This window comes from Halorientalis regularis (assembly GCF_023698535.1).
GTDB lineage: Archaea > Halobacteriota > Halobacteria > Halobacteriales > Haloarculaceae > Halorientalis > Halorientalis regularis.
This window is the reverse complement of record NZ_JALJCL010000008.1, coordinates 64736-86585: the sequence shown is the minus strand read 5'-3', so window position 1 is coordinate 86585 and position 21850 is coordinate 64736. Positions and strand designations below refer to the sequence as shown.

The window sequence follows — 21850 nt, the reverse complement described above, 5'->3', positions numbered from 1 at the left end:
CCGCCTACCAGTCGCGTTTCTATCGACCGAACCGCTCCGACAGCGGGGCCACGTCCTCGGCCAGCACAACGTCGAACGCCTGGTTGTCGGCGTCCTCGGGCGGTTCGAGGAGGCCCACCGCGAAGGCCGTGTAGGTCGCCCCCACGTCCGTGTCGGCCGAGAAGTCGAAGACGCTCTCGTCGCCGCCGGCCGGCCGCACCGACAGGTCGTACTCCAGGGGCAGCAGGTCGAGATACTCGCTCTGCCCGCGGAATTCGAGGTCCTCGACGAGTTCCAGGTCGCCGAAGAAGGCGTCCTTGACCACGTCGACGGCCGGCGCGTCCGGGGAGAGGTGGACCACGCGCACCCGCGGGAGCGGCGGGAAGTCGTCGTCGTTGTCGTCGACCAGCACCGTCGCCTGGATGTCGGCGAGCCGACCGGTCGCAGCGACCGTGTAGTCCGTGTCCGCCTCGACGGTGACTTCGGTGTCGATGACTGCGGACCCAACGCCCGCGTCGGCGGGGGCCACCGCCACGTCGTAACTCCCGGGTTCGAGTTCCAGGTAGTCGCTCACCGTCTTGAACGGAACGTCCTCCAGCACCGGGTTTCCACCGACGAACACGTCGACGGCCGGCGCGTCCGGTGAGGCGTGGATCACCCGCACCTCGGCGGGGTCGTCCTCGTCTTCGTCGTCGCCGAACCGCGCGCTCGCGGTTCCGCTGAGTCCCGCGACTGCCGCCGTTCCTGTACCCATCCACCGTAGCGTCTCGCGTCGAGTCTTTGCCATCTGTATCCCCGGTCGTTGCTCTCTGATATCGAATAATAATCACTTTCTCGGTTCCTGCCCAAATTCTGCACAGTCGTATCCGAAAACTGTTTCCGGGGCGTCTCAGGCGTCGCATATGACGGACGCGGTGAAATGTCAGATAGTGAAGAGGTGCCCCTCGTCGGGCACGTCGAACAGGCCGATGCGCGCGCCGGCGTCGAGCCAAGCGTGGCCGTAGGAGAACGCGGCGAGTGCGTTAACAGGGTCGTCGTCGGCCCGGAAGTGGCGGCCGTCTTCGAGATAGGAGCGGGCCATCTCTTCGCACTCGGCGGCGGCGTCGCCCAGCGGCGAGTCCGGGGGGACAGCCACCTCCGCGGCGTCGAGCGCTTCGGCGAGTAGGTCCTCGTAGCGGTCGGTCTTCTCGGCCAGGTCGGCGGGCATGTGTCACCCATCTGTTCGTCCGGTCCTAAGCGTGTCGACGGGCCTGCGAGCGAGCCGCCTGCTAGGAGGCCGTGTCCGAGCCGTACAGGACAGCGTAGGCTTAATACGCCGCCCCCAACTACTCTCACACATGACTGACGAGGCCGTCGAACACCGGAGGCTCATCATCGCTGGTTCGGGGATCGCGGGCCTGAGCGCCGCGATCTACGCCGCCCGCTCGAACAACGATCCGCTCGTGCTGGAGGGCGACGAGCCGGGCGGCCAGCTCACGCTGACGACCGACGTGGCCAACTACCCCGGCTTCCCCGACGGGATCAGCGGTCCCGATCTGGTGAACAACATGAAAGAGCAGGCCCGGCAGTTCGGGACGGAGATCGACCACGGGATCGTCACCGACGTCGAGGCCGACGGCCGCCCGTTCCGCGTCGAACTCCGTGACGGCACCGTCTACACCTGCGACGGGCTCATCGTCGCCTCGGGTGCGAGCGCCCGCACGCTGGGCATCCCCGGCGAGGACGAGCTGATGGGATTCGGTGTGTCGACCTGTGCGACCTGCGACGGCGCGTTCTTCCGCGGCGAGGACATGCTCGTGATCGGCGGCGGCGACGCCGCGATGGAGGAGGCCAACTTCCTCACGAAGTTCGCCGACACGGTCTACATCGCCCACCGCCGCGAGGAGTTCCGCGCCGAGGACTACTGGATCGACCGCATCGAGGAGAAGGTCGAGGCTGGCGACGTGAAGATCATGAAAAACACCGAGGCCGTCGAGATCCACGGCTCAGAGGAAGATGGTGTGGACCACGTGGATCTGGTCCGTCACCCCGGGGGCCACCCCACGGACAAACTCGACGCCCCTGACACCGAGCAGCTGCAACTCGACGTGGGTGCCGTGTTCCTCGCCATCGGCCACACGCCCAACACCGACTACCTCGAAGGCACGGGCGTCGAGATGGACGACGCGGGCTACCTGGAGACCCAGGGCGGCGACGGCGGCGGCCAGACGAAAACTGCCGTCGAAGGCATCTTCGGGGCCGGCGACGTGGTCGACCACCACTACCAGCAGGCGGCGACGGCCGGCGGGATGGGCGTCAAGGCCGCGCTGGACGCCGACGACTACCTCGAAGACACCGTGACTGCCGAGGCCGCGGAGGGTGAAGAAGTCAGCGCGGAAGCCGACGACTGAATTTTTTCGACGGTTTGCCGTTTCACCTGTCGAGAAGCACGCCGAAGCCGTACCAGCTACCCACACCGACGGCGACGGCGACCCCAATCCGGACGAGATCGGAAATCGGACCCAGGGAGAGCCCGACCGGCCGGTTGACCAGGCCGAACAGCGAGAGCGTCGGCAACAGGTACATCGAGACCGCCACGCCGACCCAGAGCGTGAGTGACTGCCGATCCAGCGACTCACCGCGCCGACGCCGGAGCCAGAAGACCGTCCCCAGCGAGAGCGCGAGCGCGACGGCACCGACGAGTTGCGTCGCGACCAGACCCTTGAGGAACCGCGGCACCGTCACCGAGGCGATGGCGAGCGTGGCGACCGGGCCGGCCCACTGCCCGGACGGCGCGAACGCGAGGAAGAACCGGTCCTCGGGCAGGGCGGGCGGTTCGGTCGTGTTTCCGCCGAGCGTGAGCGTCCGGCCATCGACCGCGCCGTGGTCGCCGACCGCGTCCTCGACGTCGTTTGCCAGCGTCGTCCCGGGCGGGCCGACGATCCGGAGTCGGTTCACGTCGACGACCCAGCCGGTGTGGGGGCCGTCAGGATGGAATTCCTCGACGAGCACGACGCCGCCCGGGGCGTGTTGCGCGACGGTTGGCTCCAGGAACTGGAACCTGATCGTGTCGTTCGCGACGGTGACCGACTGGAGACGGATCTCCTCCGACACGCTGTCGTCGGTGTGGTCGGCCGCGTCGCCGGCGACGGTCCGGGCGAGTCCCTCGTCGCGTGCGAGGACGGACGGATCAGTGAATGACTCGTTTGGACCGGTGGCGTATCGGTCGGGCACCCGTGGGGCGAACTGGCTGGTGACTGTCCAGGTGGCACTGCCGTTGGGGTAGGCCTGGATGGTCGCGTTGCTGTGTGTCACGTCGAGCGCGACGTCGTGGCGATGGGCGGTCCACTCCAGCCCCTCCTGACAGGGGGCACAGACTGACTCCGGCGGCGGGGCCGCGGTGGCGGGGACCACCGCGAGCGCGGTGAGCGCGAGGAGGGGAGCCATCGCGCGGGCAGGGCGAACCAATGGTACGTGCGGCGACACGTCGGCGGCGGTGAAGTAGATTTCGGCGCGATGACTCGGAGTCGTCTACAGGTCGGCGTCCGTGTCGCCGTCGCGGGCGGTTTGCCCTCGGTCCGCCGTCCCGAGAGCGTCGGTCATCTCGACGTAGAGCCAACCCACGGTAATAAGCAGGGTCAACAGGAGCAGGATGCCGGACCCGATCATACGTCGATATTCTCGGCCCGTTGTAAATAGCTCGCTAACAGGGATATTGAGAGCTACGGAGGGATCAGAGCCGTCGGTAGCCCTCCGTGCGGTGACCGGTCTGCCCTGCCGAACCCAACAGATGCTTTAGGCCGGTCTGCCAAGGGGGGCCATGACCGATCAGGACACTGCGACGCTCACTATCGAGACAGAGGACGGAACCAGCGACGAACTCGAAATCCCGACGGGCCTGCTGAACATGCTCCGGGAGGGAGAGGAGACGGATCCCGAAATCGTCGGCGACATCGCCATGATCGGGCTGGCCCAGCGCATCCACGGCGCGATCCACCACGCCCAGGGCGAACCCGGCGAGGACGTGCAGGCCGCCGAGGACGTGACGATGGACCTGTTCGAGGAGCGGTTCGGGCAGACGTTCGCGGACATGACCGGCCACGATCACTGAGCGGCGGCGAAGATTTTCTCCGGACCGACCGTCCGGCGATATCGGTATCCGTGAGTGCTCGGCTCCCACGCCCAACCGCTTCGGGGACTCGCGGACAGTCTCGACCGTGAGATGAAACGGCGCCGTCGGCTGGCCGATCAGGTGTCCGCTGGCGGTGTGTCGAAGTACCCGAGTGCGTCGAGAATCGCCCCGATCAAGAAACTGATTACGGCGACGACCAACACGAGTCCAGTGAGGATGAGTGAGATCGGGTCCGGGAGGGTGAACTGGAAGCCCGCGATGAACACGCAGGTGATGATCCCGACGACGAGAAGGAACGAGCCTGCACTGGGGTCTTCACCGGTGAGAAACTCGATACTGTCGAGAAACACCGAGGATTGTGGCTCGTCGTCGACAGTGTCTGCACTCATTGGGTCGTCCCTCCCCGCTGTTTCTTGGCGGCCTTCTGAACGATCTGGACGAGATGCGAGACCCAGATGCCGGCCGTGAATCCAAACAGTGTCGAGACGATGACGGCTTTGCTGAGTAGCTCCAGCGGCGCGGCCGCTGCGATCAGGCAGAGTGTCCCGAACAGGAACATCATACCGTACTGAATTCTGGTTTCGATGTCGAGTTGCCGGAGTGTCGTGGTCAGGTTGGCGCTCATATTTCGTGAAGTGTCTGAAAACCGGGTGTTCGATGGATTCCGTATGGCTGCCGGGGCACCCCGAGCGAATCAGTCCTCGATCCGACCGAGCATGCCTCCGATATCGTCCAGTTCGAAGTAGATGGCGAGCCAGCGACGGGGTGCCGGCCAAAGCCCGACGAACTGTGTCCCTCGTTTGTCGTCGTGCACGGAGTAGCAGTACAGCGGCCACCCGACGGAGCCAATCGCCGCACGCGCTTCAGTGCCGAGTCCGCTCTCGTCGAGGTCCCGAGCGAATCCGTCAGGGTCGTTTCCTGCACCGAATGTATCACACACTAACACGGTGGGCGACGCGTATAGCTTTTCGCCCGGCTGAGAACGCTGGTGGTTGTGGTGTGGCTGCTGGAGCGGCGTGGCGTCTCTCCTGTGTCGTTTCCGGGCGGAGACGGACTCGACTCTCAGCGCACGTCCCACTCTAGCAGCGCGCCCCCGTCCAGGCGCTCGACCGATCGTAGCTCCAGTTCGGGAAACTCCTCGGTGAAGCCGTCACCGTCGGCCAGCGTGGGGGCGTCCCGACCGCCGATGATCTTCGGGCCGACGAACACCGAGAGCTCGTCGACCAGCTCCGCTTCGACCAGCGAGAAGATGAGTTCGCCGCCACCCTCGACCATCAGTTGCTCGACCCCATCGCCCTCCAGTTTCCCGAGGGCGGTCGTCAGGTTCACCCGGTCCTCGCCGGTCGCGATGACCGTGGCCCCGGCCTCCTCCATCTGCTCGACGAAGTCCGTCGGCGCGGCCTGACTGACCAGCAGGTAGGTGTGGGCCGCGTCGTTCAGCACTGTGGCGTCCGGGGGCGTCCGGACGCGGGAGTCGGCCACGACGCGGGCAGGGTTCTCCGGGTCGCCCCGGTCGCGGCGGGCCTGCTTGCGTTCCTCGCTGTCGAGGGTCAGTGATGGATCGTCGGCCAGCACTGTCCCGACGCCGACCATGATCGCGTCGCTGTCGGCCCGCAACTGGTCGACCCTGTCGAAGTCGTCGGGCCCACTGATCTCGATCTGTGTCCGCTCCCGCGAGGAGAGCTTTCCGTCGGCACTCATCGCGGCGTTGACGACGACGTGCATACCTCCCGTTCCGAGGCGGGAGACAACCCTCTTACGGAACGGCAGGGCGTTCGCGAGCGCTCGCTCCCGCTCAGAACGTCGCGGTCCCCAGCACGTCCAGCAGTTCCGCCTCGCCCCGATGGGTCTCGTCGTCGAAGGCGGTGACCCGGACGCGGACCTGCGCGTCCTCCGGGACATGTTCGTCGAGTTCGAGCCGCGAGTCGCCGATCCTGAGGACGCTGGTGCCACCGTCGGCGTCAGTGACGTAGGCCACGAGTTCCACGCCCGACTCGAAAGTCGGTGTCCGAGACCGGAACCGCCAGCCGGCCAGGAACTTTTCGAGGGAACTCATACGCGACCCACCTCCCCGGCCTCGCGGTCGGAGACGTATTCACGCCCGAAGCCGGTCCAGGCGGCGAACAGGAACGTGGCGACGAGCAACCAGCCGTGGAACACGTAGGGGACGACCGCGACTGGGTTGACCATCATGCTGGGCTCGAACCAGGCGTACTGCCCGGGGAGGCCCTGCATGGCGGCGATGCCGACCAGCACGCCGCCGGCCCACGGGAAGATGTAGCCCAGCGCGGAGGTGTTGGCGTCCAGGATGTTCGCCCGACGGTAGCCGTTGAGGTTGAACCGCCGACCGATGGTCGAGATGTAGGGTGCGATGGCGATCTCGGCGGCGGTGTTGATCGTGATCATCGCGTTGACGGCCGCGGTCCCCAGCACCATCGTGGTCTCGGCGCGGGTGACCGACGTGGCGACCGTCGAGAGCAACCACTCCTGAAGCGCGGCGAACCCGCCGCCCCGGATCATGATGCGTGCGCCGGCGACGATCAACAGGGTGAGGACGATCAGCGGGAAGAAGCCCGCCGCACCGCTGTAGAGACTGCCGGCGACGCCAGGCGACTCGCCCGAGCCCGCGATCTCGACGATGGGAAGCCAGGCGACCGCCTCGGCCACGCCCGAGCGGGCCGGCGCGCGGAAGAGGAGCATGTCGGCCGGTGGGGCCAGATCGAACAGGAGGTTGAACGCGACCGCGACGATGAGGCCCCACGAGATGGCCTCGACGATGTGGCGGCCCCGGACGGCGGTGGCGATCACGACGCCCATCGAGACCAGATGCAGGAGACCGGCGGGGTTGGCGCTCTCGACGAAGATCTCGCGGGCCTGTCCGGCGACCTCGATGCCGGGCATCAGGTTACCGGCGACGACGTAGGCGACGAACGCGATCATCGCCGGGACGATCGCGTACTTGAAGCGGGAGGCGACGACGCCACCGATGTCCGCGTCCTGGGTGACGGCGCTGACGATGGTGGTGTCGCTGACGGGTGCGAGGTTGTCGCCGAACACCGCCCCCGAGAGGATCGCACCGAACACGAGGACGGGGTTCGCACCGAGCAGGACGCCGGCGGGGAAAAAGAGGGTGGTAAAGGCGACGGCGGTCCCGTAGCCGGTCCCGATGCCGGTCGCCAGCAAGGCGGCGAGGATGAAGGTCGCGGCGGGGAACAGCGCGGCCCCCACGTCGAGCGCGGTGGCGGCCCACACGAGGCCGTCGACGAAGCCGCCGGCCTGCAGGGTCGAGGCGAACATGCCGGCCCACAGCCAGGCGACGATGGCCGTCGCGGCGACGCGCTGTGTCATCCCCTCGAAGATCGTGTTGGCGTAGCCCTTCCAGTTCCCGCGGACGAACAGCATGCCAACGATGAGCGAGAGGAGCATCCCGATCACGAGGCCGGTCGTGTCGGAGATACCGAACAGGCCGCTCTGGACGATGGCCCACACGATGAACAGCCCGATGGGGAGGGCACTGACGGCCGTCCCCCCGTAGAACTCGATGGCGGGATCGTCCTGCTGGGCCAGCTCCGCCAGCTCGGCTTCGAACGGTTCCTCACCGGTGTCGCCGTCGTCGTCTCTCCGTGCCATCGGGGGGTCGTTCTCGGACCACCGATACAAGCTTGGCGGTCGTGTCGGTGGCGAGCCGGGCCGGTCGATGCTTCGCTCGTGCCGGGCACGCCACGATTTTTATCCCACCCTCCCGAACGGGCGGGCATGGAGTTAGACGACCATGCCGAGGACCTCGCCTCCGACCTCGGCGTCGACAAAGAGGAGGTCAAATCCGACCTCGAGAACCTGGTGAGCTACAGCGTGCCCGTCGACGAGGCCAAACAGAGTCTCCGCCGGAAGTACGGCGACGGCTCCACGAGCTCGACCGGCGCACCCAGTGCCGTCGACGTGGCCGACGTGTCACCCGACGACTCGAGCGTCACGGTAACGGCTCGCGTCCTCACCGTGGGGAAGCGTCCGATCCACTACCGCGGCGAGGACCACGTCATCTTCGAGGGCGAACTCGCAGACGAGACGGGGAAGATCTCCTACACTGCGTGGGAGGACTTCGACCTCGAAGCCGGCGAAGTCGTCGAGATGGGCAACGCCGGCGTCCGCGAGTGGGAGGGCAACCCCGAACTGAACCTCGGCGAGAGTACGACCCTCTCGCGGGTCGACGAGGATCTCGACGTGGCCTACACCGTCGGCGGCGACGCCGACCTCGCCGACCTCTCGCCCGGTGACCGCGGTGTGAACGTCGAAGTGCAGGTCGTCGAGTGTGAGCGCAAGACCATCGACGGCCGCGACGGCGAGACCGAGATCCTCAGCGGGACGCTCGCCGACGAGAGCGCCCGCCTCCCCTTCACCGACTGGGAACCCCGGCCGGAACTCGAAGCGGGGGCCTCACTCCGCCTCGAAAACGTCTACGTTCGGGAGTTCCGCGGCGTGCCCTCGGTGAACCTCTCGGAGTTCTCGACGGCCGCGCCGATGGACGGCGGCGTGGACGCCCGGGACGACCCCGAACGCCTGCCGATCCGCGAGGCCGTCGAGCGCGGCGGGGCCTACGACGTGGAACTCGTCGGCAACGTCATCTCGATCCGCGACGGGTCGGGGCTCATCGAGCGCTGTCCGGACTGCGGGCGCGTGACTCAGAAGGGCCAGTGCCGGAGTCACGGCGCGGTCGAGGGCGAGGACGACCTGCGGACGAAGGCGATCCTCGACGACGGTACTGGCACGGTGACCGTCGTGCTGGACGACGAACTCACCGCGCAGGTCTACGGCGGCGGCCTCGAAGCCGCGAAGGAACACGCCCGCGACGAGATGGACCAGTCGGTGGTCGCCGAAGAGATCGCCGGGCGCGTCGTCGGCCACGAGTACGCGGTCCGGGGCTCGCTCTCGGTCGACGAGTACGGCGCGAACCTCGACGCGACCGCGTTCGCCAGGAGCGACGACGACCCCGCAGAGCGTGCGCGTGACCTGCTCGCGGAGGTGGAGGGATGAGCGAATCCGAGGACCAGGGCGGTGCGGGCCGCCGCGAGGTCGCCTACCGCATCTTCGCCGCCGAGTACGACGACGCCGACTTCTCGTATTCCGAGAGCGACGAGGAGCGCGCCCCGAACTACGTCGTCACGCCCAGCGGCGCGCGTGTGAACCGCCTGTTCGTCGTCGGCGTCCTCACGGAGGTCGAGCAGGTCAACGAGGACGTACTGCGCGCCCGCATCGTCGACCCGACGGGTGCGTTCGTGGCCTACGCCGGGCAGTACCAGCCCGACGAGATGGCCTTCCTCGACCGCGCGGAACCGCCGACGTTCGTCGCGCTCACCGGGAAGGCCCGCACCTTCCAGCCCGACGACTCCGATACGGTGTACACATCGGTCAGACCCGAGAGCATCAACGAGGTCGACGCCGAGACGCGCGACCGCTGGACCGTCGCGACGGCAGAACGGACGCTGGACCGCATCGCCACGATGGCGGGCGCGCTCTCCCGCGAGGAACGCGGCGACGACCTCAGTGACGCCCTGATCGAAAGCGGCGTCGACGAGGGCCTGGCCGCCGGGACCGCGCTCGCGCTGGACCACTACGGGACGACGCCGACGTATCTCGACGCGCTCCGGGAGACCGCGCTGGACGCCGCCCGCGTGGTCTCCGGTGATGTCGACGAGGTGGACCGTCTGGTGACAGACCCCGGCGACCAGGGCAGCGTCACGGTCGCCGACCTCGACGGCCTGGCGATTGCGGCCGGCACGACCACCGAACCGACCGAGACCGCAGAACCGGACGCCGAGACGGCGACTGCGACGGCCGATTCCGGTGGGGCCGCGTCGACGAGCGACGATGCCGAACCGTCGACTACTGAGGCCGGGACTGCCGACACGACGGGCGCAGCGACCGACGAGTCCGAACCGGAGCCCGTCACCGGCGACGCCGGCACCGAGACGACCGGCGTGGAGACCGACGAGGAACCGGCCGAACCGGTCGAGACGACCGAAGAACCGGCCGTGGAATCCGCCGACTCCGAACCCGTATCGACCGAATCGGCCGAATCCGCCGCCGAGTCGGGCACCGAGCCGACGGACGACGACATCGGCGACTTCGAGCCGAGCGACGGTGTCGGAACCGCAGACGAGGACGAGGATGTGGGTGACTTCGACCCCGGGGAGTTCGACCTCGACGACGAGGAACGCGAGGAGATCGAGGAGGAGTACGGCACCGACTTCTCGACAGGAACCGAAGTGAGCGAACCAGGCGAGGCCGACATCCAGACGCCCGACCCCGAACCGGTCGAGGAGGAACCGCCGGCCGGTGCCGAGGCAGAACCAGCAGAACCGACCGGTGAGGCAGCGCCTGCGACCGAGGCAACCGAACCGGGGGCGACCGCGGAGCCCGCCGACGCCGAGACGGAGGCGGACACGGAGTCCGCGGCGGCGGCCGATACCGAAGAGACGAGTGAGACCGACGAAAGCGACGAGAGTGGGAGCGCGGACGAGGCTGCGGCCGAGGACACCACCGCCGCCGAACCCGCCGAGGATGTGGATCTCGAAGACGCCGTGATGGACGCGATGAACGACCTCGACGACGGCGATGGAGCCGACCGCGAGGCCGTGATCGAGCAGGTCGCCGACCGGACTGGGGCCGACCCCGACGAGGTCGAGGACGCCGTGCAGGACGCGCTGATGGACGGCCGCTGTTACGAGCCCGACGAGGCGACGCTGAAACCCATCTGATGGCGGTCGAACCGGTGCCCGGCGAGCCCGCCGCCGTCGCCGATCTCCCCGACGGGCGGGCGCTCGTGATCGCCGACTACCACGCCGGGCTCGAAGTCGGCCTGCGCTACGACGGCGTCGAACTCCGCAGTCGCGCCGACGAGCGCCGCGGGACCGTCCTCGACCTCCTCGACCGGACCGACGCCGACCGACTGGTCGTCCTCGGTGACTTCGGCCACGCCATCGGCGACCCCGGCGGCGAGGAGCGCGAAGAGATCGAGACCCTGCTCGACGCGCTCTCGGTCCCCGTGACGGTGGTCAAGGGAAACCACGACGGCGACCTCGGCGGTCTGCTGGACGACCGCGATGGCGTCGCCCTCACGCCCGGCCACGGTGTCCGGTTGGGCGACGTGGGATTCGTCCACGGCCACACCTGGCCGTCGCCGGACGTGCTGGCCGCGGACGTGGTCTGCATGGGCCACGAACATCCGATGGTCCGACTGGAGGACGAGGTCGGTGGCGCACGGGCCGAGCGGGCGTGGCTCCGTGGCTCGCTCGCTCCCGACCCGTTCGAGGAGTCTCACGACACAGACCTCGCTATCGACGGTGAACTCGTCGTGTTCCCGTCGGTCAACGACCTGACGGGCGGCACCTGGATCAACGTCGCCGGCCAGGACTTCCTCGCACCGTTTCTGCCGGCGGGACTCGCGGACGGGCAGGCCTACCTGCTCGACGGGACGCGACTCGGTGCGTACCGGCGGGTCTGAAGGGTCCACGCCGTCGCAGATGAACGAAAGCGGTGTGCTTAATCGGCTGAAACCGCTAGCGAGGGCGATGGCAGAATCGGGGTCGGCGGCGGCCTTCGCCGAACTCGGGTCGGCGGTCCGCGCGGCACTCTCCGAACGGGGCTTTTCGACACCGACGGAGCCACAGCGCCGTGCGATCCCGCCGCTCGTCGCCGGTGACCACGGGCTCATCGTCGCGCCGACGGGGACCGGCAAGACCGAGACCGCGATGCTCCCGGTGTTCGACGCGCTGGCGGGCGCCGACAGGTTCGGCATCGGGGCGCTGTACGTGACGCCGCTGCGGGCGCTGAACCGCGACATGCGCGACCGGCTGGCGTGGTGGGGTGAGACACTGGACCTCGACGTGGACGTGCGTCACGGCGACACGACGGACTACCAGCGCCAGAAGCAGGCCGAGAACCCGCCGGACGTGCTGGTGACGACGCCGGAGACCCTGCAGGCGATGCTCACCGGCTCGAAGTTGCGGGTCGCGCTGGAGGACGTGGATCACGTCGTCGTCGACGAGGTCCACGAACTCGCGGCCTCGAAGCGCGGCGCGCAGTTGACGCTTGGACTGGAGCGGTTGCGCGAGGTTTCCGGACCTTTCCAGCGGATCGGACTGTCCGCGACAGTCGGTGACCCCCACGAGGTCGGGAAGTTCCTCACGGGCGACCGGGGCTGTACGGTCGTCGAGGTCGACGTGGGGAGTGAACTCGACATCACGGTCCGGGAACCGCGAGTGACCGACGACGACGAGCGACTGGCCAGCGAGTTGATGACCGACGCGGACGTGGCGAGTCACGTCCGGGTCATCGCGGAGGTCGTCGAAGCCCACGAGTCGACGCTCGTGTTCGTCAACACTCGCCAGACCGCCGAGGCGCTCGGCTCGCGGTTCAAGGAGTTGGGGACGGACATCGAGGTTCACCACGGGTCGCTCTCGAAGGAGGCGCGGATCGAGGTCGAAGACCAGTTCAAGACCGGCGACCTCTCCGGCTTGCTCTGTACCTCCTCGATGGAACTGGGGATCGACGTGGGGAGCATCGACCACGTCGTCCAGTACCGGAGCCCGCGGCAGGTCTCGCGACTTCTCCAGCGGGTGGGGCGGGCGGGCCACAGCCGGGACGAAATCTCCTCGGGGACGGTGATCACGACCAGACCGGACGACACCTTCGAGGCGCTGGCCATCGCCCGGCAGGCCGAGGTCGGCGACGTGGAACCGGCGAACATCCACCACGGCAGTCTCGACACGGTCGCCAACCAGATCGCCGGCCTCGTTATGGACTTCGGGGAAATTTCGGCGATGGAGGCCTACGACATCGTCACGCGCGCCTACCCGTTCCGTGACCTCGATGCGGAGCAGTTCAAGTCGGTCGTCCGCGAACTGGCCGAGAACCGTGTGGTCTGGCTCGAAGAAGGTGAGGACCGCATCGAGAAGCGCCGTGGAACCTGGCAGTACTTCTATCACAACCTCTCGATGATCCCCGACGAGGCGACCTTCGAGGTCAAAGACATGGCCAGCGGCAACCAGGTCGGGACCCTCGACGAGCGGTTCGTCGTCAACTTCGCCCAGCCCGGCGAGATCTTCATCCAGCGCGGGGAGATGTGGCGCATCACGGAGGTCGACGAAGAGGAGGAAGAGGTCCTCGTGACGCCCGTCGAGGACCCCGCCGGCGAGGTCCCCTCCTGGATCGGCCAGGAGATTCCGGTGCCCCACGAGGTCGCCCAGGAGGTCGGCGAGGTCCGCGAAGTCGGGGCCGAGCAACTTGCCGGCGCGGTCGGGACCGACGCCGTGGCCCGCGATCTCACGCGCCGGTATCCGGCGGACGAGTACACCATCGGGGAAGCGCTCGACCAGCTGGCTCGCCACGACGCGCCCATTCCCTCGGGCGACCGCATCCTCGTCGAGTCCCACGGGCGCGAGGTCGTCCTGAACGCCCACTTCGGGCACACGATCAACGAGACCCTCGGGCGCGTCCTCTCGGCCCTGCTGGGCCAGCGCACTGGCTCGTCGGTCGGCATGGAGATCGACCCCTATCGGATCGAACTCGAAGTGCCCGGCGGGGTCACCGTCAACGACGTGCTGGCGACGCTCCGGGAGACCGAGCCCGAACACGTCGCCGGAATCGTCGAACTCTCGCTGAAGAACGCCGACGCACTGAAGTTCAAACTCGCACAGGTCGCGGCGAAGTTCGGCGCGCTCAAGAGCTACCAGCGCGGCTCCAGCGGCGGGTTCGGGAAGCGCCGCCTGCTGGAAGCGCTGGAGGACACGCCGATCTACGACGAGGCCCTGCGGGAGTTGCTCCACGAGGAACTGGCCGTCGAGGGGGCCAGCGACGTGCTGGCGGCCATCCAGGCAGGCGAGATCGAGATCGCGACTGTCGCCGAGCGCACGCCGGTCGGCCTCGGCGGGCGCTCGTCGGGCCAGGAGTTGCTCGCGCCGGAGAACGCCGACGCCAGCGTCATCCAGACCGTCAAAGAGCGCATCCAGAACGACCGCGTCCTGCTCTTCTGTCTGCACTGCCAGGACTGGGAGACCAAGCGGCAGGTCTCCCGGGTGTCCGACCAGCCGAAGTGCCCACAGTGTGGCTCGACCCGCATCGCCGCGCTGAATCCATGGGCCGACGAGGTGGTGTCGGCGGTCAAACAGTCCGAGAAAGACGACGAGGAGGAAAAACAGACACAGCGGGCCTACAAGGCGGCGAACCTCGTTCAGAGTCACGGGAAGCAGGCGGTGATCGCGCTGGCGGCCCGTGGCGTCGGGCCGCACAACGCCGCCCGGATCATCAGCAAACTCCGCGAGGACGAGAACGAGTTCTATAGAGATATTCTGGCCCAGGAGCGCCAGTACGCGCGCACCCAGTCGTTCTGGGATTGATTTTTCGGGCTGGCCCGCCACACGCCACACATGGACTTCGAGGTCGTGCAGGGTGACATCGCGGCACAGGAGGCAGACGCCCTCGTCAACGCGGCCAACACGGGCTTGCAGATGGGGTCGGGCGTCGCGGGCGCGCTCCGGCGGGCGGCCGGCGACGAGTTGAACGACGAGGCCGTCTCGAAGGGCCCGGTCGATCTCGGTGGGGTGGCGACGACCGACGCCTACGACTTGGACGCCGAGTACGTGATCCACGCCGCAGCGATGCCGGCCGACGGGCAGGCGACGGCCGACTCGATCCGGGACGCCACCCGGAACACGCTCGAAGAGGCCGACCTGCTGGACTGTGAGACGCTGGTGATCCCGGCGCTGGGGACCGGCGTCGCCGGGTTCTCGCTCCGACAGGGTGCCGAGATCATCTGTGAGGAGATCGCGGCCTTCGACCCCGAGAATCTGCGTGACGTACGCGTCATCGCCTACAGCGACGAGGACTGCGAGACGATCCGGTCGGTCGCCGAGTCGGTGCGGTGAGGGTGGATCGGTGCCGGCCGACCGCAGCCCGCCACCAGCGTCTCGACGGTGCCGGCGATACGAGGCGGCATGGACAGACGGAGGGCACTCGCCACTGTCGGGAGCGCACTCTCGCTCCCGCTGGCTGGGTGTGTCGTCGGGGGCGAACCGGTCGTGGGGACGACGGCGCTTTCGGGGCTGAGGCGAACCAGCGAGGGCGCGGAGACGCACCTGGCGTTCGCCCGTGCCGGCGAGCCGGTCGCGACGATGAGCTTCCTGGGGCGTGGCTTCGACCGTGAGGACGGGGAGGGACGGTTTCGGCTGTCGGTCTCGCACGACGGCGATCTGCGGGCCGAGCGGCTCCGGTATCGGCTCCGCGTGCCGGCGGGTGAATCTGGAGACGGCTGTGGACCTCTACCTCCAGCGGCCGTCGGGGGATCCGTGGCCGCCGATCACGTTCCGACGGGACGACGGCCCTTCAGGGACGCTGGTCTCGGTCGACGACCTGGGCCGGCAGGGGATCGGGACGGTCACGCTCGACTTCCTGGCCGACACCGCCGCGGAGGTCGAGGGGTTCGACCTCACCGTGGAGGCACTGGCGACGTTCTCCGGGTTCGGCGTGGGGCAGTTCAGCGCGACCGGAGCCTTCGAACACCGGTTCGAGCGCAACGCCTGAGTAGCCGGCGACCCCACTCCGAACGATGGAAGTCCCGGACGACCCGCCCGTCGAGTGTCCCGTCTGTGAGACGGCCTACGACTCGGTGTCGGTCCACGATGAGGGCGTGATGGTCAACCTGCTCGACAACGACCGGTACCGCCGGGTCTGCTTCGAGCCGACGACCCGGAGAGACCGCTCCGTGATGCGATTCTACCACCACACGCACGAACAGACCGACAGTGCGGGCGACGCGACGGCCGACTCAGAGCCCGGCGGCTGACCGGATGGCCGCCGCAACCGCGCGCGGTCGTTCCTCCTCGACGAAGTGACCCACGTCCTCGAAGGCGGTGACATTGCCCGCCAGTTGCGGGAGTTCCTCCTGCCAGCGGCCCAGCACCGAGGGTTTCCCGCAGGGGTCCCAGCGGCCGACGACCGCCCTGACGCCGATGTCGTGACCGCGTGGCCCCCACGTCTTGGCCAGCGAGCGGCGGATGCGCTCGTAGAAGGGGGCGGTGTCCCGCTGGCCCAGCTCCGGCTCGTCGTAGACGTTGCCGTGACCCCAGTAGGGTGTCTGTCGCACGAGCCGCTTGGAACTGCGGACGTTCACCGGGTCGCGGAACTGCTGTCGGAAGACGCGGTGTGCGTCGGGGTCTCGCGCGGGCGAGAGGCCGAGCCGCTGGGCCGCGGCGTAGCGCGCCCACTCGGCGTAGAGCCGCGCCGGGTGCGTCGGCGTGGCGTGAAAGAGGACGTACGCCGCCAGGTCGCCCCAGAGCGCGTCGGGAATCACGTCCGGCGTCCGCGCCCAGGGCAGCCACCGCGCCGGATACGTCGTGTACGTGGGCTCGTCGGCCGGCATCGGGAGTACCGTACTGTTGCAGATCACGAGATTCGAGACCAGATCCGGGTACTGGAGGAAGGCGCCGACGCCGATGGGCCCGCCCCAGTCGTGGACCACGAGCGTCACGTCCTCCAGGTCCAGCGCCGGCACGAGACTGGCGAGGGTCTCGGCGTGGTCCATACAGACCAGTTCGTAGTCGGCGGTGTCCGAGAGGCCGAAGCCAACGTGGTCCATGGCGACGATCCGCACCGTCTCGTCCGTCTCGTTCAGCAGATTCGTGATCACGTGCCGGTAGGTGTAACTACACTCGGGGTTGCCGTGGACGAAGACGACGGTGTGATCCGGGTTGGCGTCGCCGCTCCGGCCCGGTTCGATGCGCCCGTCGCCGTGGACGCTGTCCCGGACGAACAGCCGCTTGCCAGTGTCCCGACCCTCCGGAATCTCGAACCACGAGCCACAGCCGGTGGGGTAGTAGTCGGTCGGTACGCCCTCGACCGGCGTATCCCCGGGCTGATCGTACCAGACCGACATCACTCGTGGCCCGACACCGGTACCGGTTCGTACGGTTCCTCCAGCCACGCCACGTCGCTCTCGGCGAGGTCGATGTCGAGCGCTTCGACGGCCTGTTCGAGGTGTTCGATACTCGTCGTGCCGATGATCGGCGCGTCCACCACGTCCTTGGAAAGCACCCACGCCAGCGCGATCTGGGCCATCGTGGCGTCGTACTCGTCGGCCAGTTCCTGCACCCGGCGGTTGATCTCCGGGCCGCCACCCTCCATGTAGGGATGTTCGTAGAGGTACTCCTCGCTCTCGCCCCGTGCCGTGGCGTCCACGTCCTCGTGGGGCCGCGTGAGATACCCTCGCGCCATCGGACTCCACGGGATGACGCCGATCCCCTCTTTCTCGCAGTAGGGGAGCATCTCGCGCTCTTCTTCCCGGTAGACCAAGTTGTAGTGGTTCTGCATAGTCGCAAAGCGGTCCAGCCCCAGTCGGTCGCTCGTGTGCAGGGCGTCGGCGAACTGGTGGACCCACATGGAACTCCCGCCGACGTAGCGGGTCTTCCCGCGCCTGACGGCGTCGTCGAGCGCGCGCAGGGTTTCTTCGATGGGCGTATCGTAGTCCCAGCGGTGGATCTGGTAGAGGTCCACAGTGTCCATGCCCAGCCGGTCCAGCGAGGCGTCGAGTTCCTGCTCGACGGTCTTCCGGGAGAGGCCGCCAGAGTTGGGATCGTCCTCGTCCATCTGGAAGAAGACCTTGGTGGCGACCACGTTCTCCTCGCGACGGCCCTCCAGCGCGTCGCCGAGGACGCGCTCGGACTCGCCCATCGAGTACATGTTCGCGGTGTCGAAGAAGTTGATCCCGAGATCGATAGCGCGGTCGATGATCTCGTGGGCCGCGTCGTCTTCCAGCACCCACTCGCGCCAGTCCGGATCGCCGAAACTCATACAGCCCAGACAGAGCCGGCTGACCTCCATCCCCGTCGATCCGAGGGTCGTGTACTCCATGGCGGGCGGTCGGGCGGACGCTCTAAAAAACTACCTCGACAGGGTCACAGACTCTCCACGTCCAGCCCTCGGGTGTACCGTCGAGCCAGCCCGTACAGTCCGACGGCCACCGCGACGTACACCACGACCAGCACGTAGGTCGTCGTCGTCGCGCTGTCGACAGCCAGTTTCGCCACCGTCGTCGCGGGGTGTTCGGGCAGGAACACCGCCGACGCGAACAGGCCGAGCACGCCGATGGAGTAGAGCAACTGCGCCGACCGGCGCTCGCCCATCACCAGCCCCAGCGTCACGCCGACCACGACGACGATGCTGGCCATCGCGCCGACGGTGACGAGCAGGAGTGGGACGTTCGAGACGTTGATCCCGTTGAAGGATAGGAGGACGATCCACAGGAGCGCCTGCACGGGCGCGAGCGCGGCCATCGCCGCGGCCTTGCCGTCCACGATGTCCACGAGATCGACCGGCGCGACCCGGAGCAGATCGAGCGTGCCGCGTTCGATCTCCTCGGTGATCGCGTCGACGGCGACGGAGCCGCTGATGAAGGGTGGGAGGAACAACAGGAGGGGCAGGAGGATGGTGTAGGTGAACCCGAAGTAGGGGCTGGCCGAGACTTCCTCGGGGAGCGAAACAGGCGGATTGTTCAGGAACGCCGACCGGATATCACGCTGCTGGCGCTCGAAAGTCTGGAGGACTTCCCGCAACTGCACGACGATCAGCGTCGTCCTGATGCTCCCCTCCGGCGCGGTGGTCTGGACGGAGATGCGGCTATCCGGCTGTCTGGTGGCTATCATCACCGCGTCGACTGCGCCGTTCTGGAACCCCTGGAATGCGGTCGCGTTGCCCCGGTACACCACCGCGTCCGCGCCCTCGGTCTCCTCGATGGCACGGCGGAGGCTCTCGTTGGCCTCGCCGGTGATACCGATGTCGACCTCGCCGGAGGCGGTGGCCCCGGGGTCGTACAGCGAGGTCAGGCCGACGACCAGGAACGACGAGAACGCCGCCACGAACAGCTGGATGAGCAGGGCGAGGACGATGGTCTTCTCCCGGGACAAAGACGCCAGGTCACGTCGCGCGATGGCGACGCGGGGATCAGACGAGGCCACTGATGGTCACCACCGTGTAATTGTAGGCGAAGTGAATGGCCATGGCCACCACGAGCGCCACGGCGTAGGCCCGCTTGTTCCGGCTCGCGCCGACCGCCGAGATGGCGGCGGTGACGACGTGCAAGAGCAGTGGGGCGAGTAGCAATCCGATGAGTAGTGGTACCGACGGAACGCCAGTCCCCGTCGCGAGCGCGGCCTGGCCCTCGACCACCGAGGTGGGGAGTCCGACGAGCTGGGCCAGTAGTGTGAGCTTCTCGCCGACGAAAAAGCCAAGTCCCGAGAACGCGCCGACGACGAGCGCGGGGAGGAGGCCGACCTCGAACCGGTCGTGGGCGTAGCCGGCGTACACGTGCAGGGATTTGGCGAGTTCCTCGACCACGACGACCACCACGAGGATCGTCGGGATCGACAGCGCGTTCGGGATGGCGAACAGCGTCGCCACACCCACGAGTTCCGTGACGAACACGAACGGCAGGAGGATCGCGGTGACCGCGGCGACCGACCACTTGCCGTGGACCCGGGCCGCGAGCGCGTCCAGCGCCTTCAGCGGGATCGACCGCTGGGTGAACATGTCCTCCTCGCGGTAGATGCCCGCGCCGAGGCCGAACAGGACGCCCGCGGTGAGCAGGGGCGGCAACAGCGAGAACGCGAACTCGCCGATGCCGATCGCCTGGCCCTGCAGGTTGCGGACGACGATGGTCAACGGCGAGATGAGCGCGACCGCGCCCACGTCGGTGAAGATCGCGGGCACGAACGCGTAGGTCGTCAGCGACACCGTCACCGTCACCGTCACGAACGTCAGCTCCTTGAACGAGCGGGCGAACATCGCGCCGAGGAAGGTCGCCGCCAGGAACAGCAGGGCGATTGGGACGACGGCCAGCACCGAGATGGCGACCGACACGGGAGCGACCGCCGGGAACTCGAGCGCGGCGGCGATCACCGCGGCGATACCGACGGCCGCAGTCAGGTACGGCAGTGTCTTCCCGCCGATGATGTCGAACCTGGAGACCGGCGCGACCAGCAGGAGTTCCCCGCGCCGGTTCAGCCGTTCGGAGAGCATCGTACTCCCGTAGGCCTGGATGATGAAGTTCAGCGGAAGGACGAAGAGAAACGCCAGCACGAGCGACTGGAAGGGGAACGGTGGCGAGATGTCCGCCGGCGTCCCGGAGGTGTTACCGCCGGCGAGTTGGCCCGCGATCCCGCCGACGCCGCCGGCGCCACCGGCCACGTCGCCGATGTTCTCCCCGCCCCCGCCGCTGGCCGTCCCGTCGTTCCCGCTGCCGTCGGCGGTGCCAGTGTCCCCGCCGGTGCCGTCACCGCCACCACTATCGTCACTGCCGTCACTGCCGTCGCCGCCGTCACCCGTGCCCGCGTCGTCGGGGGTCGGTTCCTGCCTGTCGCTGGTCGAGATGACTTCCCTGACCTGTGTGCGCTCGACGTAGCCCAGCGAGACGACGACCGGGAAGGCGGCGGACTGGTTGCTCTCCTGGCGCATCTGTCGGTTGTTGTACGCTCTGACCGACGAGCGTAACTCCGTCTGTGCCGCCGCGGCTTTCGGCGTGGGTGCCGTCTGGATGGCCAGGCCCTGGATACGGAGGTCGATCTCCTCGCCGATGTCGGCGTTGGGTTCCCGGATGGCGAAGGTCGGGTCGCTCTCGACGACCGGGTAGTAGGGACTCTCCTCGCTGATGCCGACGCGGTAGATGCCGCTGTCGACGGCGACACCGGAGGTTGCCGCGTAGGGCGCGGCGATTCCGACGGTCAACAGCGCCAGCGCGCCGACGACGATGGTCCGGCGGTCGACACCGCCCGCGTTCTTGGTCACCTCCCAGCGGGCGATCCGCAGGAGTTTCCGCGGGTTCACGTCTTGGCCCCCGACTCGGCCAGATCGAGGAACACCTCTTCGAGGCTGGACTCCTCCGTTCGGATGTCGACCACCGACCCGTCGGCGTCCTGAGCGTCGGCGCGAATCCGCTCGACTCCGTCCATCGAGTCGACGACGCTCCGGTAGCGCCCGTTCTCCTTGACACTGCCGGGCACTTCGACGGTGGTGAAGACGTGATACTCCGTCTCGCCGTGTTCGGCCCGGAGGTCTTCGAGGCCCCCCTGTGCGACGACCCGCCCCTCGTTCATGATGGCGATGCGGTCACAGATGCTCTCGACGTGATAGAGGTTGTGGGCGCTGAACACGATGGTCTTGCCCTGGTCGGCCAGGTCGCTCGTGAAGTCGATGACGTAGTTGGTCGTCAGCGGGTCCAGGCCGCTGGCGGGTTCGTCGTAGACCAGCACGTCGGGGTCGTTGATGAGCGAGCGCGCGATGGCGACCTTCCGTTTCATTCCCTTGGACATGTCTCCGAGCTGGCGGTCGCGGTGTTCGAGGTCCAGTTCGTCGAGCGTGTCGTGGATGCGCCGGTCGGCGACGCCGTCGGCCACGTCGTAGAGGTCGGCGAAGAAATGCAGGTACGAGAGGGGTGTCATCTCCTCGTACAGCGGCGACTCCTCGGGGAGAAAGCCGAGCTTTCGGCGCATCTCGGTGGTCCCGGCGTCGTGGCCGGCGACCGACACGTCGCCCGCGGTGGGTTCGAGGAGGCCGGCCAGCATCTTCAGCGTCGTCGTCTTGCCGGCGCCGTTCGGGCCGATGATCCCGTACACTTCACCCGTGTCCACGGAGAACGTGCTGCCCTCGACGGCAGTGAACCCGCCGTACTCCTTGCGCAGGTCCCGGACCTCGATCATTCCTCTGCGCCTAAGCGAG

At 67.9% G+C, this 21850-nt stretch carries 23 protein-coding genes and 1 pseudogene; 9 read left to right on the top strand and 15 right to left on the bottom strand.

The features are described 5' to 3' along the window. Positions 1 to 19 precede the first annotated feature (19 nt). Both MU521_RS11805 and MU521_RS11800 read right to left on the bottom strand, forming a co-directional pair. A complete protein-coding gene (locus tag MU521_RS11805; protein WP_245681186.1) occupies positions 20 to 766 on the bottom strand; it encodes a DUF4397 domain-containing protein in 747 nt (248 codons plus the stop codon). A 135-nt stretch (positions 767 to 901) separates the two neighbouring features. Further along, a complete protein-coding gene (locus tag MU521_RS11800; protein ID WP_092693049.1) occupies positions 902 to 1186 on the bottom strand; it encodes a DUF357 domain-containing protein in 285 nt (94 codons plus the stop codon). A 130-nt stretch (positions 1187 to 1316) separates the two neighbouring features. On the opposite strand from MU521_RS11800, the gene MU521_RS11795 reads away from it, so the two are divergent. Next, the gene (locus MU521_RS11795; protein ID WP_092693052.1) at positions 1317 to 2369 is read left to right on the top strand and encodes an NAD(P)/FAD-dependent oxidoreductase; all 1053 of its coding nucleotides are present in this window, start codon (positions 1317 to 1319) and stop codon (positions 2367 to 2369) included. 22 nt (positions 2370 to 2391) lie between these two features. Here the strand turns inward: MU521_RS11795 and MU521_RS11790 are convergent, their stop codons facing one another. Beyond that, on the bottom strand, positions 2392 to 3405 hold the full coding sequence (locus tag MU521_RS11790; RefSeq protein ID WP_092693054.1) for a hypothetical protein: 1014 nt from the start codon (positions 3403 to 3405) through the stop codon (positions 2392 to 2394). Between the two features lie 84 nt (positions 3406 to 3489). Next, the gene (locus MU521_RS11785) at positions 3490 to 3627 is read right to left on the bottom strand and encodes a hypothetical protein (RefSeq protein WP_175452880.1); all 138 of its coding nucleotides are present in this window, start codon (positions 3625 to 3627) and stop codon (positions 3490 to 3492) included. 151 nt (positions 3628 to 3778) lie between these two features. Here MU521_RS11785 and MU521_RS11780 point away from each other — a divergent pair, with 151 nt between their 5' ends. Then, positions 3779 to 4069 carry a DUF7545 family protein gene (locus MU521_RS11780; RefSeq protein ID WP_092693057.1) on the top strand — a complete coding sequence of 97 codons (291 nt, stop codon included), beginning with the start codon at positions 3779 to 3781 and terminating at the stop codon, positions 4067 to 4069. 137 nt (positions 4070 to 4206) lie between these two features. Here the strand turns inward: MU521_RS11780 and MU521_RS11775 are convergent, their stop codons facing one another. From MU521_RS11775 to MU521_RS11750, 6 genes are all read right to left on the bottom strand, one after another. After that, the gene (locus MU521_RS11775) at positions 4207 to 4479 is read right to left on the bottom strand and encodes a hypothetical protein (protein WP_092693060.1); all 273 of its coding nucleotides are present in this window, start codon (positions 4477 to 4479) and stop codon (positions 4207 to 4209) included. After that, positions 4476 to 4715 carry a hypothetical protein gene (locus MU521_RS11770; protein ID WP_092693062.1) on the bottom strand — a complete coding sequence of 80 codons (240 nt, stop codon included), beginning with the start codon at positions 4713 to 4715 and terminating at the stop codon, positions 4476 to 4478. Before MU521_RS11770 ends, MU521_RS11775 begins: the two co-directional genes overlap by 4 nt. A 69-nt stretch (positions 4716 to 4784) precedes the next feature. Then, positions 4785 to 5030 carry a hypothetical protein gene (locus MU521_RS11765; RefSeq protein WP_092693065.1) on the bottom strand — a complete coding sequence of 82 codons (246 nt, stop codon included), beginning with the start codon at positions 5028 to 5030 and terminating at the stop codon, positions 4785 to 4787. 122 nt (positions 5031 to 5152) lie between these two features. Further along, the gene (locus MU521_RS11760; protein ID WP_092693068.1) at positions 5153 to 5815 is read right to left on the bottom strand and encodes a 2,5-diamino-6-(ribosylamino)-4(3H)-pyrimidinone 5'-phosphate reductase; all 663 of its coding nucleotides are present in this window, start codon (positions 5813 to 5815) and stop codon (positions 5153 to 5155) included. A 70-nt stretch (positions 5816 to 5885) separates the two neighbouring features. Further along, a complete protein-coding gene (locus MU521_RS11755; protein WP_092693071.1) occupies positions 5886 to 6146 on the bottom strand; it encodes a DUF7513 family protein in 261 nt (86 codons plus the stop codon). Beyond that, positions 6143 to 7720 (bottom strand): Na+/H+ antiporter NhaC family protein, encoded by a 1578-nt coding sequence (locus tag MU521_RS11750; RefSeq protein ID WP_092693073.1) that lies wholly within the window; start codon positions 7718 to 7720, stop codon positions 6143 to 6145. The genes MU521_RS11755 and MU521_RS11750 overlap by 4 nt, the downstream gene beginning before the upstream one ends. Before the next feature lie 126 nt (positions 7721 to 7846). Here MU521_RS11750 and MU521_RS11745 point away from each other — a divergent pair, with 126 nt between their 5' ends. From MU521_RS11745 to MU521_RS11715, 7 genes and pseudogenes are all read left to right on the top strand, one after another. Then, on the top strand, positions 7847 to 9121 hold the full coding sequence (locus MU521_RS11745) for a Single-stranded DNA binding protein (protein ID WP_092693076.1): 1275 nt from the start codon (positions 7847 to 7849) through the stop codon (positions 9119 to 9121). Beyond that, a complete protein-coding gene (locus MU521_RS11740) occupies positions 9118 to 10845 on the top strand; it encodes a hypothetical protein (protein WP_092693081.1) in 1728 nt (575 codons plus the stop codon). The genes MU521_RS11745 and MU521_RS11740 overlap by 4 nt, the downstream gene beginning before the upstream one ends. Next, positions 10845 to 11591 carry a metallophosphoesterase gene (locus tag MU521_RS11735; RefSeq protein WP_092693085.1) on the top strand — a complete coding sequence of 249 codons (747 nt, stop codon included), beginning with the start codon at positions 10845 to 10847 and terminating at the stop codon, positions 11589 to 11591. Before MU521_RS11740 ends, MU521_RS11735 begins: the two co-directional genes overlap by 1 nt. 67 nt (positions 11592 to 11658) lie before the next feature. Then, positions 11659 to 14484 carry a DEAD/DEAH box helicase gene (locus MU521_RS11730; RefSeq protein WP_092693088.1) on the top strand — a complete coding sequence of 942 codons (2826 nt, stop codon included), beginning with the start codon at positions 11659 to 11661 and terminating at the stop codon, positions 14482 to 14484. A gap of 30 nt (positions 14485 to 14514) precedes the next feature. Next, complete coding sequence (locus MU521_RS11725) at positions 14515 to 15012, top strand: macro domain-containing protein (RefSeq protein WP_092693091.1); 498 nt, start codon at positions 14515 to 14517, stop codon at positions 15010 to 15012. Between the two features lie 69 nt (positions 15013 to 15081). After that, positions 15082 to 15667, top strand: a pseudogene (locus tag MU521_RS21930) (DUF8121 family protein). Positions 15668 to 15692: 25 nt separating this feature from the next. Then, positions 15693 to 15929: a DUF8145 family protein gene (locus tag MU521_RS11715; RefSeq protein ID WP_092693095.1), complete on the top strand. Its 237-nt coding sequence runs from the start codon at positions 15693 to 15695 to the stop codon at positions 15927 to 15929. Here the strand turns inward: MU521_RS11715 and MU521_RS11710 are convergent. The 5 genes from MU521_RS11710 to MU521_RS11690 are packed head-to-tail and all read right to left on the bottom strand — an operon-like array spanning position 15912 to position 21831. Continuing rightward, positions 15912 to 17018, bottom strand: a complete 1107-nt coding sequence (locus tag MU521_RS11710; protein ID WP_092693097.1) for an alpha/beta fold hydrolase — start codon at positions 17016 to 17018, stop codon at positions 15912 to 15914. The genes MU521_RS11715 and MU521_RS11710 overlap by 18 nt on opposite strands. Next, positions 17018 to 17992 carry an aldo/keto reductase gene (locus MU521_RS11705; RefSeq protein ID WP_092693099.1) on the bottom strand — a complete coding sequence of 325 codons (975 nt, stop codon included), beginning with the start codon at positions 17990 to 17992 and terminating at the stop codon, positions 17018 to 17020. Before MU521_RS11705 ends, MU521_RS11710 begins: the two co-directional genes overlap by 1 nt. A gap of 44 nt (positions 17993 to 18036) precedes the next feature. Further along, entirely contained in the window at positions 18037 to 19095 is a 1059-nt protein-coding gene (locus MU521_RS11700; protein ID WP_245681187.1) for an ABC transporter permease, read from the bottom strand. After that, complete coding sequence (locus MU521_RS11695) at positions 19082 to 20959, bottom strand: PrsW family intramembrane metalloprotease (RefSeq protein ID WP_092693101.1); 1878 nt, start codon at positions 20957 to 20959, stop codon at positions 19082 to 19084. Before MU521_RS11695 ends, MU521_RS11700 begins: the two co-directional genes overlap by 14 nt. After that, the gene (locus tag MU521_RS11690; RefSeq protein ID WP_092693103.1) at positions 20956 to 21831 is read right to left on the bottom strand and encodes an ABC transporter ATP-binding protein; all 876 of its coding nucleotides are present in this window, start codon (positions 21829 to 21831) and stop codon (positions 20956 to 20958) included. Before MU521_RS11690 ends, MU521_RS11695 begins: the two co-directional genes overlap by 4 nt. Between the last annotated feature and the right edge of the window lie 19 nt (positions 21832 to 21850).

Bases quoted from the DNA above. Each gene is read 5' to 3' on its own strand.
- MU521_RS11805 (WP_245681186.1), bottom strand. From the start codon at position 766: ATGGCAAAGACTCGACGCGAGACGCTACGGTGGATGGGTACAGGAACG.
- MU521_RS11800 (WP_092693049.1), bottom strand. From the start codon at position 1,186: ATGCCCGCCGACCTGGCCGAGAAGACCGACCGCTACGAGGACCTACTC.
- MU521_RS11795 (WP_092693052.1), top strand. From the start codon at position 1,317: ATGACTGACGAGGCCGTCGAACACCGGAGGCTCATCATCGCTGGTTCG.
- MU521_RS11790 (WP_092693054.1), bottom strand. From the start codon at position 3,405: ATGGCTCCCCTCCTCGCGCTCACCGCGCTCGCGGTGGTCCCCGCCACC.
- MU521_RS11785 (WP_175452880.1), bottom strand. From the start codon at position 3,627: ATGATCGGGTCCGGCATCCTGCTCCTGTTGACCCTGCTTATTACCGTG.
- MU521_RS11780 (WP_092693057.1), top strand. From the start codon at position 3,779: ATGACCGATCAGGACACTGCGACGCTCACTATCGAGACAGAGGACGGA.
- MU521_RS11775 (WP_092693060.1), bottom strand. From the start codon at position 4,479: ATGAGTGCAGACACTGTCGACGACGAGCCACAATCCTCGGTGTTTCTC.
- MU521_RS11770 (WP_092693062.1), bottom strand. From the start codon at position 4,715: ATGAGCGCCAACCTGACCACGACACTCCGGCAACTCGACATCGAAACC.
- MU521_RS11760 (WP_092693068.1), bottom strand. From the start codon at position 5,815: ATGCACGTCGTCGTCAACGCCGCGATGAGTGCCGACGGAAAGCTCTCC.
- MU521_RS11755 (WP_092693071.1), bottom strand. From the start codon at position 6,146: ATGAGTTCCCTCGAAAAGTTCCTGGCCGGCTGGCGGTTCCGGTCTCGG.
- MU521_RS11750 (WP_092693073.1), bottom strand. From the start codon at position 7,720: ATGGCACGGAGAGACGACGACGGCGACACCGGTGAGGAACCGTTCGAA.
- MU521_RS11745 (WP_092693076.1), top strand. From the start codon at position 7,847: ATGGAGTTAGACGACCATGCCGAGGACCTCGCCTCCGACCTCGGCGTC.
- MU521_RS11740 (WP_092693081.1), top strand. From the start codon at position 9,118: ATGAGCGAATCCGAGGACCAGGGCGGTGCGGGCCGCCGCGAGGTCGCC.
- MU521_RS11735 (WP_092693085.1), top strand. From the start codon at position 10,845: ATGGCGGTCGAACCGGTGCCCGGCGAGCCCGCCGCCGTCGCCGATCTC.
- MU521_RS11730 (WP_092693088.1), top strand. From the start codon at position 11,659: ATGGCAGAATCGGGGTCGGCGGCGGCCTTCGCCGAACTCGGGTCGGCG.
- MU521_RS11725 (WP_092693091.1), top strand. From the start codon at position 14,515: ATGGACTTCGAGGTCGTGCAGGGTGACATCGCGGCACAGGAGGCAGAC.
- MU521_RS11715 (WP_092693095.1), top strand. From the start codon at position 15,693: ATGGAAGTCCCGGACGACCCGCCCGTCGAGTGTCCCGTCTGTGAGACG.
- MU521_RS11710 (WP_092693097.1), bottom strand. From the start codon at position 17,018: ATGTCGGTCTGGTACGATCAGCCCGGGGATACGCCGGTCGAGGGCGTA.
- MU521_RS11705 (WP_092693099.1), bottom strand. From the start codon at position 17,992: ATGGAGTACACGACCCTCGGATCGACGGGGATGGAGGTCAGCCGGCTC.
- MU521_RS11690 (WP_092693103.1), bottom strand. From the start codon at position 21,831: ATGATCGAGGTCCGGGACCTGCGCAAGGAGTACGGCGGGTTCACTGCC.